Source organism: Hymenobacter volaticus, from assembly GCF_022921055.1.
Lineage (GTDB): Bacteria > Bacteroidota > Bacteroidia > Cytophagales > Hymenobacteraceae > Hymenobacter > Hymenobacter volaticus.
Genome location: NZ_CP095061.1, coordinates 727,468 through 740,805, shown reverse-complemented (window position 1 = coordinate 740,805; position 13,338 = coordinate 727,468). Strand labels below are relative to the sequence as shown.

Sequence of the window (13,338 nt, the reverse complement as noted above, 5' to 3'; positions counted from 1 at the left end):
TAGTACATCCCAAATGCTAGTCGGTCGATTGAGTTCTTGATGTCAACCCCAGTCATGTCTGATCAGCTCATATATTACGTCTTGCTCGTTGGGTGCCTGCTGCTAGCCGTGGGCGTGTCGGTGGCCGCATGGCGCCGGCCCGACACCCGGCGGCGCGCCGCCCGGCTACTGGCGGGTTTGCTGGCCGTGGCAGGGTTGTGGCTAATGGCATACCCGCCGCAACGCACCGTGGCCGAACCACAAGCCGAAGCTATTCTACTCACCGAGGGCTACCAACCCGATACGCTGCGCGCTTTGCTTGGCCGCTTCGGTGCCCGCACCCGCGTGTGGCGCTTCGCCTTAGGCAACTCACAGTCAACTTCCAGCGACACGTCCACCGTGACGAGCCTGACCACCCTGCGTGAGCAAATGCCCACGCTGCGCCGCTTGCACCTGTTGGGGCGCGGACTACCCGCGGCGGCGCTGCCGGCGCTCGGTTCGGTGCGCTTGGTGCAATATGGTTCAACTCCTTACTCTGGCTTCCGAAACACCCATTGGAACCGCACTCTAGAGCTAGGACAACCGCTGCTGCTAGAAGGCTATTTCGCGTCTTCAGCCACCGACAAGCCGGGCCCAACGTGGGTGCGCTTACAAGTGGCCGGTGCCGCCCGCGACTCGGTGCGGTTGCCTGCCGGGCAGGGCGCTTTCCGACTGCGCTACGTTCCTAAAACAGCCGGGCGACTGGTGGCCACTGTATCAGCGGGGCCTAGCCACCAGTTGCAGGCAAAAGAACCCGTGCCGGTGGAAGTAGTACCGCCGCGTCCTTTGCGCGTGTTGCTATTGGCTGTCACGCCTTCCTTTGAGCTCAAGTTTCTGAAAAACCACTTAGCGGCTCGGCAGCACGCCGTAGCGTGGCGGGCGGGCATCAGTCGCGGCCTCACCCAAACCGAGTTCAGCAACCAGCCCACCACCGACCTAAGCCGGCTTACTTCCGCGCTGCTCGCCCGCTACGATGTGGTGGTTATGGAAGCCAGTGTGCTAGCCGCGTTGCCCGCCGCCGAAGCCCAAACGCTACGGGCTGCGCAGCGCACGGCTGGCCTCGGAATCGTGGTATTAGCTGAAGCTGCGGCTTTGCCAGCTGCCGTGCCGGGTCGAGCAGAAATGCGCTTGGTTGTGCAGAACAGCTCCCTCAACCGCCCTCAGCGCCTCAACTGGCCTGATGCTCCCGCGGCTACTGCGCTTGTTCCGGGTACTCTTACGCTAGCCGGAGCCGCGCAGCCTTTAGTAACGTTAGCTAGTTCGGGGGCCGCGGTGGTAGCCAGCCAGCGCATCGGCCTAGGCAACGTAATTATATCTACCCTGCCCGAAACGTATCCTTGGCTGCTACAGAACGCTCCAACTATTTATGAAAGCTATTGGAGCCGGTTGTTAAGCGCTGCGGCTCGCCCCGTTGCTTCTACTACTCGCTGGACGTTGGTCGACCCGTGGCCTCGGCCGCAGTTGCCGCTGCCATTGCGGCTGGCGGGCTCCTTTCCTACGCAGCAGCCTTTGGTTGCCGGACCCACCAACGCGCCGTTGGCTCGATTGTCGCTTCAGCAGGACCCTACGCTGCCGGAATGGAGCACCGCCACGTATTGGCCTACCGCATCAGGGTGGCATCAGCTTCAGCTTTCAGGCCAGCCAACGCAGTGGTTTTATGTGTTTGCTGCTTCCGATTGGCAAGGCCCTGAAGCGCAGCGGCGCGCTCAAAGCGCTATTCCGTGGCTCGCTTCGACAGCAACCCCCTCCCGGCCTTGGAACGCACCGAACCGTGGCCCATCGGGTGGTTCTTTGGGCTGTTTGTAGTGGCAGCGGGTTTCTTATGGCTAGAAGAAAAGCTATAGCCCCGTAGCATTTCTTTGGTTCCGGCTCCAAACCAGGTAATCAATCCTTACACAAGCTAATAGCGAATATCAGGGTGGCCACCTAAGCACGGATAGGTGTCTTCGGCAAGACTAATATGGTACCCGCTCACAAGCAAGGCTTCCGCCGGAAAAGCGACTTGCACCTCCGAATTGTTAGCTAGCAAACCCTCCTCCGTTAGCTGCAGCTTTTTACTACGCTTTCCCGCTTTAGGGTGCTTACTAACTGGTCTGCCAGACATGCTGAAAGGATATATAAAGAAGCTTAATGTGGCGCTGAAGCACAACAGTTGCAATAGTGCAGAGAAAACCCCTACTTTTTACTATTCAATGATTTATTTTACCCGTATAGGGAAGCTCGACAGTTTTTTTCAGATGACAACTGCCGAGCAGACACAAGTAACTTGAATTAATAAGGCCCGAACTCAGAGGAATTCGGGCCTTATAATCTATTATCTATCAATTCCTTGACAGGTAGCTGTCTTTATTTGGTAGCAGCAGAGTCGGCAGTTGCAGGAGCAGCCATTGCTGAAGAGTCACCAGCCATAGCAGACGAATCGGCAGTAGCAGGAGCCGTAGTTTCGGTGGTAGTCGTAGTTTCGGCACCAGCACCTTCGGTAGCAGGCTTCGACTCGCAAGAGGCAAGGGCGACAGCGAAAAACAGAGCGGATACTTTCAGCAGGTTGTTCATTTGGTTGTAGGTTTGAAAAATTTTGTCTGAAAAACACGCTTAATACTCGACAATTAGAAAGGTAACCCAACAGTAAAATTTGTTTTTCAAACGGGTTACCGCGCATCCTTCATTGTATTAACAACTAAAGTGAATGGCGAAGGCCACTGCTTCTTATTCTTACACCGACGACGAGTTTGTAGCGGCTATCCGCTGCGGCGACGACCGGGCCCTGGCGCAACTCTACCGGCTGCACCTCCCCATGATTTCGCACTACGTGCTGCAAAACAGCGGCACCGAAGACGAAGCCAAGGATGTGTATCAGGAAGGGATAATGGTATTCTATGAAAAGGTACGCGACGGTTCTCTTGAGCTTAGCTGCCAGATCAAGACCTACCTCTACGCCGTGTGCCGCCGGCTGTGGCTCAAGCGGCTCACCGAAAAAACCCGCTTCGGCGGCCAACTCGATGACCACGAACCCTACCTCGAAACCGGTGCGGAAGCAGACCTGATAGAGGCGGAAGAGCGGGACCGGCGTTTTGCAACAATGAGCGAAGCCTTGGACCTAATTGGCGAACCTTGTCGTTCACTTTTGGAAGGTTTTTACCTGCTCGATAAGTCGATGCAGCAACTCACGGCTGAGTTTGGCTACACCAACGCCGACAACGCCAAAAATCAGAAATACAAGTGCCTGGTACGATTGAAGAAGCTGTTTTTCACGAACTATCAGGAGTCGGAATCTTAGAAGAAGTGTAAGGAGAGACTAGTGAATCAAGCGTTTTGCGGCACTATTCTTTCCTGTAAGACCTACTAATACCTGCGGACCTCAACCACCCGCGCTAATGCTATGATGACGGAAGCAGACTATTACGCTTTATTTGACGCCTACCGACAGGGTGAACTGGAAATTCCGGCCCGCCTGAATCTGGAGCGCCGCCTTGCCGCCGATCCGGTACTGGCACAGCGCTTCGCCGAATTCGAAGATGTAACGAGCACATTGAGCGGCTACGGCCACCGCCTGAACACCCGGCGCAAACTGCGCGCCATTCAAGCCGAAATTGACGCTGAGCAGGCCGTGAAACTCCACACCGATGAGGAGGTGTTCGAAACTGGCCGCCCGAACATGCCGATGCTGCACATTTCGCGCACCGAGCAAAAGTTGCGCGAGTTTTGGCAGGGCCACCGGGCTACCATGATGGTAGCGGCGTCGGTGGCGGTGATGGCCGTGTTTACCACCTTGCTCGGTATCGAGTGGTGGCGGGCTTCGCAGAAGCCTTCCTTGTACGGCTACACTGTGCTGCGCCGCGAAGTGGAACGCATCAAGCGTACGCAACGGGCCATGAACCGCGCCATGCAAGGCCAGGGCGACACGCCCGAAGCCGCCAGGGAAGGTAAATTCAGCGGGACGGGCTTTGCTCTCACCGCTGATGGCTACCTCGTAACTAGCTACCATGTTATTCAGGGTGCCGACTCGCTGCTCATCGAAGGCCGCGACCAGCAACGATACCGCGCCGAGCCCGTGTTTACCGACGTAGCCCACGATTTGGCTATTCTGCGCATCAAGGACAAGTCTTTCCGCAGCTTCGGCCGCCTGCCTTATTCGTTTAAGCGCGGCACCGCCGACCTCGGCGAGAAAGTATACACGCTCGGCTATCCACGCGAAGACCTCGTTTTCAACGATGGTTCGCTGAGCGCCCGCTCGGGCTTCGAAGGTGATTCAGCTTTCTACCAAATCAGCATTCCCGTAAACCCTGGCAACTCCGGCGGTCCGCTGCTCGACGAGCGGGGCAACCTAATTGGCGTAATCAGCGGCCGGCAGATGGACGTGCAAAGCGCCGCTTTTGCCACCAAATCGTCGTACCTGATGCGCTTGGTCGATTCGTTGTCGGCGGCTGGGGCCGGGCATCCTTACACACTTCCGCGCGGCAACCAGTTGGCTGGCAATTCACGCCCGAACCAGATTCGTAAGCTCCAAGACTACGTGTTCGTGGTGAAGGTCTATGAATAAGTGAAAGGGTAGCTTAAGTCCTTCACCTACTCTACCATTTGCTCTTACAAAGCCTTGTCGTTTTTCGGCGAGGTTTTTTTGTTGTGCCAGACCCCTGCTGCTTGCTCAATTAAAACGGGTTACTGCTTTGTGTGCAGCGGTTTGGACGTTGAAAAGAATTGTTTATTGAACTTTCACTATTTTAATAAGTCATTAGACTACAGCTTGCTACTGGTCTCAGCAATGCTTTACTTCTAACCCCTTTTCTGTCCTTCCCTACCACTCTCACCCAAGTGCCTATGAACCGTAGAGCTTTCCTCAGCAAACCGGCCACCACCCTAGCAGCCCCGGTAGCGGCGGCGCTAGCGCATCCGGCCATAGGCTCCGATGATCCGCCCGGCGACGACGAAATCATCAGCCGCTTCGCCAATACCAGCTTGCCCACTGAGCCGCGCTCTTTGGCTGGCATTGCGCCTTACTCCGGCCCTTGGGAATATGCGCAAGCAGCTCACTTATTGCGCCGTTGCCTGTTTGGGCCCACCCGTGCGGAAATCAATACGGCCGCCAGCCAGACGCTGACAGAAGTGATGGATAGGTTGCTTACGACTCCGGCTGCCCCTGCCCCGCCGCTCAATGTGTCGGCTACCGATACCAGTGTACCGCAAGGCCAGACCTGGGTGACGGAGCCCTTCAACCAAACCTTCGAGGGGCCCCGACGGTCGTCGTTGCGGGCGTGGTGGATGGGGCAATTGCTGGGGCAGGACACCTCGCTGAGCGAGAAAATGACCTTGTTTTGGCACAACCATTTCGTGATTGAGCTCGGCGACATCAACGACGCGCGCTACGGCTACCACTATTGCGCGCTGCTTCGGCAACATGCGCTTGGCAACATCAAGCAATTGACCGAGGAAGTGACCGTTGCCCCGGCTATGCTACGCTACCTCAACGGCAACCAAAGCACAGCCAATGCTCCCAACGAAAACTATGGCCGCGAGCTGCTGGAACTGTTCACAGTGGGTAAAGGCCCACTAATTGGCCCCGGCAACTACACCAACTACACCGAAGCCGACGTGCAAGCCGCCGCCAAGGTGCTCACTGGCTGGCGCGACAATACGACTACCATTGCCGGTTACTACACCGCTTCGCGCCACAACACCACGACCAAGCAGTTTAGCGGGGCCTTCCAAAACGCCACCATTGCCAACCTCGGCGACCAGGAATACAAGGCGCTGATTGCCTTGATTTTTGCGCAGCAGGAAACCGCCAAGTTTTTGTGCCGCAAGCTCTACCGTTGGTTTGTGTACTACGTCATTGATGCTACCACCGAAGCAGAAGTAATTGAGCCGTTGGCGCGGCTGCTCGTTGCCAACAACTACAACGTAGCCCCCGTGCTGCGAGCCTTGCTGTCGAGCGAGCATTTCTTTGATGCCGTGAATATGGGCTGCGTAATTAAGAGCCCGCTGGACTTTACGGTAGGCACGTGTCGGCAATTGCAGATGGTATTTCCGGCGGCCAGCAACCTGACGGCGCAATACGGCATGTGGGACTACCTCAACAGCACCACCAACGTGCAGCAGCAGTACCTCGGCGACCCGCCGAACGTAGCGGGCTGGCCTGCTTACTGGCAAACCCCACAGTATTACGAAATGTGGATCAACGCCGTAACGCTGCCCCGCCGCAACCAGCTTACCGACTTGTTCATTAGTACCAACGGCTATACCCGCAACGGCGCCAACATCAAGATCAACGTCATCGACTTGGTGCTTTCGTTGCCGCCCGCTACCGCCGCCGACCCCAACTTGCTGATTGCAGAACTAGCCCAACTACTGTTTCCTATTTCCCTTACGGCTAACCAGCTCACGTATCTCAATGACACGCTGCTACCCGGCCTGCCCGATTTTGAGTGGACCGTGGAGTGGCAGCAATACCTGGCCGCGCCGACCAACGCCACCCGCAGAACAGCCGTCGAAACCAAGCTTCGGTCGTTGCTGCGCACCATGATGGGACTGGCTGAATATCATCTTAGCTGAAGAGTAACTGAGCATCTGAGTAAGTGAGCGGCGCCGTTGAAAAGCCCTGCTCCGCTACTCAGCCTCTTTCTACTCGGTTACTCTCTCACTCAGTTACTTGACGAAGTATGAAACGCAGACATTTCCTTCAAACTACCGCCGCTGCCACGGTATTGCCTACGCTACTTGGGGGCTTGCCTATTGGGGCCTACGGCTTCTCGCCGGAGCTATTCGACATAACAGGTGGGGCCACGCAAACCGACCGGGTGTTGGTGCTTATTCAGCTAAACGGCGGCAACGACGGGCTGAACATGATTATCCCCACCGACCAGTATTCGGCGCTGATGAACGCGCGGGCCGATATTGCCATTCCGCAAAACCAGGTGCTGCCGCTTAGTGTCAACACGGGTATTCACCCGGCCATGGCCGGCATAAAAAACCTGTACGAGAACGGCCAGATTGGGGTGGTGCAAGCCGTAGGCTACCCCAATGCCAACTACTCGCACTTCCGGGCCACCGACATCTGGACCTCGGGCTCCGATTCCAATGTGACCATCACTTCGGGTTGGGCCGGGCGCTACCTCAACGGCGAATATGCCGACTACCCCACTGGCTACCCCAGCACCGCCAACCCCGACCCGTTGGCTATCAGTATCGGGTCGGTGGTGAGCAACTGCGTGCAGGGTCCGAGCGTGAACATGGGCATGGCCATTGCCAGCACTTCGTCGTTCTACCAGTTGCTTTCGGGCGGCGTGGATGCTGCCCCGAACACGCCAGCCGGCCACGAGCTGACTTTTATTCGGCAGGTAATAGCCCAGACCCAGGTATATACCACGGCCATCCAAACGGCAGCTCGGCGAGCTACCAACCTCTCGCCCCTCTACCCTACTGCGGGTCAAAACTCACTGGCCGACCAGCTCAAGATTGTGGCGCAGTTGGTGGCGGGCGGCCTGCAAACGCGCATCTATGTCTGCAATCTGGGCGGCTTCGATACGCACTCGGCGCAGGTGCCGACAACGGGCAGCACCACGACCGGCACGCACGCCACGCTGCTCGGCAAGATTTCGCAGGCTCTAGAAGCTTTCCAAGACGATTTGCGCCGCCTGAACGTGCATGACCGAGTGGTGGGCATGACGTTCTCGGAGTTCGGGCGCCGCATCAAAGCCAACTCCTCGAAAGGCACCGACCACGGCGCGGCGGCTCCGCTCATTGTGTTCGGCACGAGCGTCAACCCGGTGTTGCACGGCACCAACCCCGTGCTACCCGCCAACGCCGGCGTCAACGACCAAGTGCCCATGCAGTTCGACTTCCGGGCCATTTACGCCAGCATTCTAAAAGACTGGTTCAAGGTCTCGCAAACGACGATCAACGAGCTGCTACCATCCTCCACCATTCCCTTCCCTTACGTGCCAGTCATTCGGCCAGCGGTGGTGAACGGCACCGCCTCGGCCGCCGCTACCAACGTGGCGAACTTCAGCGTGTATCCTAACCCTGTTCGGGAGCGGGCCACGGTGGAATTTACGGGAGAAGGCGGCCACGTGCAGGTGCTGCTCTACGATGCGCTTGGCCGCGAAGCAGTCCGGCTTGTAGACCGAGTTCTGCCCCGCGGGCCGCACAAGATTCCGCTCGACGTCTCGCAGCTTGCGGCAGGTTCTTACTACTGCCATGTGCAGGAAGGGCAGCGCGTTAGCTCGCGGCTAGTAGTGGTGCAGTAACCAGCTTTACTGTCGAGCTTTGCACCACCTAAATCTTGCAAATACGCTCTATTCAGAAGGGTTTTTCAGGTCGGACGTTGGTTGAATTTCAACGTGTTCAACCTAGTCGAGCTTGATTTTTCTTTATTCTTTCCCTTAAAAATCCTGGCATTGAGGCAGCCCGAAGCTGGCTTTTTGCGTACACGCCCTCCAGTGGCTAAGCCACTTGCAGTGCTCACTCGTACAACCGCTACCACAACGCCCCAAATGGAACAGTTACAGAAAAAAATCGACCCAATCGCACCAGAAGATATTTCTCGCACGCTGGAAAGCGCTTACCATGTCATCTTCCAGGGCGACCACGACAAAATTGACGACTTACTGCGTCACGGCGGCACGCTGATTCGCAAAGCCGCTCAGCGCTTCACTACCACTCAGCTGATTCTAGGTATTGCTGGTGTTGCGGCGGCGGCAGTAGTCGTAATAGCTCGGATCGAGAGCCAGGACAACGATACTGAAGGTGAAGGCGAAGCACACGACGTATCAAACACAGATACCGAAGACAAGTCGAAGGCCAAAGCCACTAAAGCGCCGAACCCAACTCCAGCCGCATAACTTGCGACAATACTACATGAAAAAGCCCTATCCGAACAGTTCGGGTAGGGCTTTTTGTTGTTGGTTTTATTCGGCAGGTTTTCTTGGCGTCACGCAAGCCTAAGCCGCCTCCAGTATACTGACATCGTTGTTAGCGGGCGAGTTTACGCGGGTTGTGATGATGTACTCGCGCATGAGGTCGGCCGGGTACGGCTGCAACAGCGCCTGGTGGTCGGCTAGGCTGACGGCATCATCCAACCAAGCTAGCTCGGCGTCGCGGCCTTGCAGCATAACGGGCATGCGGTTGTGGATGGGGGCCATCAACTCGTTGGGGTCGGTGGTGATGATGGTGAACGTGGGACGCACTTCGCCGGTGGCCTTATCAACCCACTCATCCCAAAGGCCCGCAAAGGCAAAAGGCTCTTCATTGCGCAGCAGAATGCGGTGCGGCACCTTACCTTGCGCCGTTACCTGCCATTCGTAGAAGCTGTCGGCGGGCACGAGGCAGCGGCGGCGCTGCAGCAGTTGCCGAAACGACGGCTTTTCAGGTAGGGTCTCGGCCCGAGCGTTGATAGGTTTAGGAGCCGCTTTCAGGTCCTTCACCCAACCCGGAATCAGGCCCCACTGCAAAAGCTGAATTTGGCCCGGCTCGGTGTTAAGGATTACCGGCAGGCGCTGCGATGGAGCGGCATTGTAATTGGGGTCAGCTTCCGCTTTGAAAGAGGCATCGAAGCGTTTTTCGAGAACTGGTTTTGGAGCAAGGGTGGTGTAGCGGCCGCACATAAGAGAGTTGGGAAAGAGTGGAACAGCGCATCAGATAAGATATCTATTCATAACGCTCGAGGCGGAACGAGGGTTCTTTAGGAGTGGCTATATACTCGTATTGGGTGCACCCCACCCCCGGCCCCTCCCCTCCGGGAGAGGGGTACCAGACGGCTGTAGCTCTAGAACGCATCCCTCTCCCGGAGGGGAGGGGCCGGGGGTGGGGTACAACCACTGCTTCCAATTCAAAACCGTTTCGGGTAGAGAGCTAGTTACTTCTACCGCAGACACTATTTCCCACAACTCATCATGTCCGGTCCTCCCCAAAAACCTGAACTTCCTGCGTGGGTATTTCTGATGCTGCGTTTAGCGTCGGTGGCATTGGTAGCGGCGGTGGCCTGGTTTGTTGTCAGGTGTTCCTAGCTGATTGTCAGGGCCTCTGCTTGCGCAATATGCTTTTGTTAGCGGAGTGCTGGCTGGTACTTGCTGTAGCTCGGCCATAACCCAGGGTGCAGAATCCGCGCTACACTGAGCCTCACCCATTGCTCCTCTCCCATGGCAACTTCCAAGCTGCGCGGCAACGACCTGCGCAAAATCGGTTATCCCGAAGGCCGGGCTATCAACCTAGCCCTGGACATTCTGGAAGACCGACAACTCAAGAAGTTAGACAAAGGCAGCGCCTTGGCTACTCTTCAAAAAATAAAGGAAGACCCCTACGCTTACCTCCGCGACTCGCTGTGGCGGGAATTGGCCAAGGAGTTTGTGCCCGACCCTAGCCGCGACGTCAGTCTGAACCCGGAAATAAAAGACTACCGCCGCTACGGCGACGCCTTCATCGAGGACGGTGCCCGCAAGCAGATGGACACTGCTATGAAGCTGCCCGTAACCCTCGATGGTGCTCTCATGCCCGATGCGCACCAAGGCTATGGCCTGCCCATTGGGGGCGTGCTAGCCGTCGATAATGCTGTGATACCCTACGGCGTAGGTATGGATATCGGCTGCCGCATGGCCTTGTCGGTGTTTGATTTGCCGGCGCACTATCTGGAGCAGCGCACGCAGGAGCTGAAAAAGCTGCTGCACAACCACACGCGTTTCGGCAACAAAGAAGTGTTTAAGAACCCAGCCAACGACCCGGTGCTAGATCGGCCGGAATTCAAGGAAATACCGGTGGTGAAGGGCAAGCGCGAAGCCGCCATCAACCAGCTAGGCTCCTCTGGGTCGGGCAACCATTTTGTGGAGTGGGGCATAGTGGACATTACCATCGAAGACAACGACCTGGACCTACCACTCGGCAAGTATATGGGGCTGCTCTCACACAGCGGGTCGCGGGGGCTAGGGGCCGCCATTGCACAGCATTACACCAAAATAGCCATGAGCAAGTGCCCACTACCGCCCGAGGCGCGCTACTTGGCTTGGCTGGGCCTCGATAGCCAGGAAGGACAGGAATACTGGCGCGCCATGAATCTGGCTGGCGACTACGCTTCCGCCTGTCACCACGATATTCACCGGCGCCTAAGCTTGGCCTTGGGGGCAAAGCCGGTAGCAAAGGTGGAAAACCATCACAACTTCGCTTGGAAAGAGACCCTACCCGATGGCCGCGAAGCTATTGTACACCGCAAAGGCGCCACGCCGGCCGGCCAAGGTGTACTCGGCGTGATTCCGGGGTCTATGACGGCACCCGGGTTTATTGTGCGGGGCCGGGGCGAGCGGGATTCCATTCAGTCGGCTTCGCACGGGGCCGGGCGTAGAATGTCGCGCACGCAAGCCAAGCAGAACATATCGGAGGGCGACCTTCGCCGCCACCTCCGCGACCAAGGCATCGAACTCATTGGCGGCGGCCTAGATGAAGCACCGATGGCCTACAAAGACATTCATCAGGTAATGGCTCACCAGCGCGATTTGGTGAATGTGCTAGGCTCGTTCACGCCCCGCATCGTGCGTATGGACGCCGGCGGTGGCAGCAAAAGCAGGTACGGCGGCGAATAATTGGCTACTGCCAGGGCCTCTGCTATTGCGCAATGGAAGCAACGAGCTTGGTGTCGGCCCACTGCCAGGCCGCGTCTAGCTCACGCTTGGTTTGCTTCGCTTTACTGGTGTCGCCGGCACCCAGATACGCCTGATACAAGCCCGACAAGGCCCAGCCGTTGTGCGGCAGCCGCTTTAAGTCCTGCTGATAGACGTCGATAGCTTCATTATATTTCTTGGCAGCAAGCAAAACGGCTCCTAGCTGATGGCGCACCGAGAAAAACCAATCTGGCGGCTCGTTGTACTTGAGCTGATCTTCTAAAATCACGGCTTCCCGCAGTACTGCAATGCTCCGCGCGTCATTTCCTTCCTGATGCAGAATGGCGCCTTCTAGTTCGCGCTGCGCAATTTCTGTTAGGGCGCGCATAGAATTGATGCCAAAGAGAATGGCTTTCAAGGTGGTGTCTTGGCCAACCACACGCAGTTTAGCTAACTCCCGCTTTGCCTGAGTGATGTTGTGCTTGCCCACCCAAGCCATGCCGCGAGCGTAATGCCGGATAGCGCGCGGATAAACCAAAGTGGTATCGAAGTTCTGCATAGCCAGTACGTCATCCCAGCGACCAAATTTCACGGCCACATTGTAGGGTGTGGTATAAAAATGCTGAAGCGACGGCCCTATCATGGGGTCTTTCATGAGCGGCTTGCTGACATAGGCTGCTAGTTTGGCAGCGCCCTGCAGTGCCAGTTGGCGGTTGCCTTCCAACGTGGCCGTGGCTGTTAGAAAATGGTAGTTGTGCGGGTGGTAGGCTAGCGGATACGCGCCCTGCGCATGGCAGGCGGCGGTGTAGCTGCTATCAGCCTGGAGGGCTTCCAGATTAGCCAGCGTGCCTTGGTGGTAGGCCCCGGTCCGGATGTAGGTGTGGGAAGGCATGTGTAGCAAATGCCCCGCGCCCGGCACTAGGTTGGTTAGTAACTGTGCGCTATTGTTGGCTGCTTCGGGATGAGCGGAAGCCTCGGTGGCATGAATGTAAAAATGGTTGGCGCCTGCATGGTTTGGCGTACGCTGCAGTACCTGCTCCAGCGTTTTCACTATTTCAGCTGTCCAGGGCTGCGGGTCGCCATTTTTCTGCCAGATGTCCCAGGGGTGCAGGTCCATCAGGGCCTCGGCGTACAGTGCCCCGATGTCGGGGTCGGCAGGAAATTGCTGGTGTACGTTTTTCAGAGCTGCAGCATAGGCTTGGTCGAACTTCGACCGATCAGCAACCGGTGCGGGCGGATAACGCTCAGCCAGAGCCGCAATTAGCGCCCGCTCTTTAGGCGTGGCATGAACGGCTAGGCGCCGGGCTTGCTGCACTGCTTTGTAGGCCCGGGCAAAATTGTCGGGCTCCATACCCGCGTTGTAGTTTGGACCCAGCACATAGCTGTAGCCCCAGTAGCCCATAGCGCAGGTTGAATCTTGCCGCGTGACTTCGTAAAACGAACGGGCAGCTTCGGCATGGTTGAATCCGTAGGCCAGCATCATCCCCTGCCTGAAGTAAGCTATGGCGTCGGGGCTCTTAGAAGAAACAGAAAAGGTAATGCCCGCCAGGCCCGGCAGCATGGGCGCTTTTTTTCCCGAAGCGTACCACGCCGTGTCCGCTACCACGGGTGCTGCACACATAGTAACACTTTGGAGCGGCGACGCTAGCGCCAAAGCCTGCCTATTACTCTGTTTTTTGGTGGAACAGGCACCAAGCCACCCCAACAGTAGTAAGCAGATGCACTTGCAATGCCATTC

General features: G+C 57.1%; 10 protein-coding genes. 7 read left to right on the top strand and 3 right to left on the bottom strand.

Translation table 11 applies throughout. The features are described from left to right. The first annotated feature begins 54 nt into the window (after positions 1 to 54). Positions 55 to 1,824: a hypothetical protein gene (locus MUN86_RS03280; protein ID WP_245121686.1), complete on the top strand. Its 1,770-nt coding sequence runs from the start codon at positions 55 to 57 to the stop codon at positions 1,822 to 1,824. A gap of 540 nt (positions 1,825 to 2,364) precedes the next feature. On the opposite strand, the gene MUN86_RS03275 is transcribed toward MUN86_RS03280, so the two are convergent. Beyond that, positions 2,365 to 2,571: a hypothetical protein gene (locus MUN86_RS03275; RefSeq protein WP_245121683.1), complete on the bottom strand. Its 207-nt coding sequence runs from the start codon at positions 2,569 to 2,571 to the stop codon at positions 2,365 to 2,367. Between the two features lie 133 nt (positions 2,572 to 2,704). Between MUN86_RS03275 and MUN86_RS03270 the strand changes: the two genes are divergently transcribed. The 5 genes from MUN86_RS03270 to MUN86_RS03250 all read left to right on the top strand — a co-directional run bounded on the left by MUN86_RS03270 (position 2,705) and on the right by MUN86_RS03250 (position 8,855). Next, positions 2,705 to 3,295: an RNA polymerase sigma factor gene (locus MUN86_RS03270; protein ID WP_245121681.1), complete on the top strand. Its 591-nt coding sequence runs from the start codon at positions 2,705 to 2,707 to the stop codon at positions 3,293 to 3,295. A gap of 102 nt (positions 3,296 to 3,397) precedes the next feature. Beyond that, the gene (locus MUN86_RS03265) at positions 3,398 to 4,558 is read left to right on the top strand and encodes a S1 family peptidase (RefSeq protein WP_245121678.1); all 1,161 of its coding nucleotides are present in this window, start codon (positions 3,398 to 3,400) and stop codon (positions 4,556 to 4,558) included. 278 nt (positions 4,559 to 4,836) lie between these two features. Then, entirely contained in the window at positions 4,837 to 6,567 is a 1,731-nt protein-coding gene (locus tag MUN86_RS03260; protein WP_245121675.1) for a DUF1800 domain-containing protein, read from the top strand. 107 nt (positions 6,568 to 6,674) lie between these two features. Then, complete coding sequence (locus MUN86_RS03255; RefSeq protein ID WP_245121672.1) at positions 6,675 to 8,261, top strand: DUF1501 domain-containing protein; 1,587 nt, start codon at positions 6,675 to 6,677, stop codon at positions 8,259 to 8,261. A gap of 246 nt (positions 8,262 to 8,507) precedes the next feature. Next, positions 8,508 to 8,855 carry a hypothetical protein gene (locus tag MUN86_RS03250; protein WP_245121670.1) on the top strand — a complete coding sequence of 116 codons (348 nt, stop codon included), beginning with the start codon at positions 8,508 to 8,510 and terminating at the stop codon, positions 8,853 to 8,855. Between the two features lie 99 nt (positions 8,856 to 8,954). Here MUN86_RS03250 and MUN86_RS03245 read toward each other — a convergent pair whose 3' ends face one another. After that, entirely contained in the window at positions 8,955 to 9,617 is a 663-nt protein-coding gene (locus MUN86_RS03245; RefSeq protein WP_245121667.1) for an SOS response-associated peptidase, read from the bottom strand. A 534-nt stretch (positions 9,618 to 10,151) separates the two neighbouring features. On the opposite strand from MUN86_RS03245, the gene MUN86_RS03240 reads away from it, so the two are divergent. Next, positions 10,152 to 11,582 carry an RtcB family protein gene (locus MUN86_RS03240; RefSeq protein WP_280640583.1) on the top strand — a complete coding sequence of 477 codons (1,431 nt, stop codon included), beginning with the start codon at positions 10,152 to 10,154 and terminating at the stop codon, positions 11,580 to 11,582. A 22-nt stretch (positions 11,583 to 11,604) separates the two neighbouring features. Here the strand turns inward: MUN86_RS03240 and MUN86_RS03235 are convergent, their stop codons facing one another. Further along, on the bottom strand, positions 11,605 to 13,221 hold the full coding sequence (locus MUN86_RS03235; protein ID WP_245121664.1) for a tetratricopeptide repeat protein: 1,617 nt from the start codon (positions 13,219 to 13,221) through the stop codon (positions 11,605 to 11,607). Positions 13,222 to 13,338: the final 117 nt, after the last annotated feature.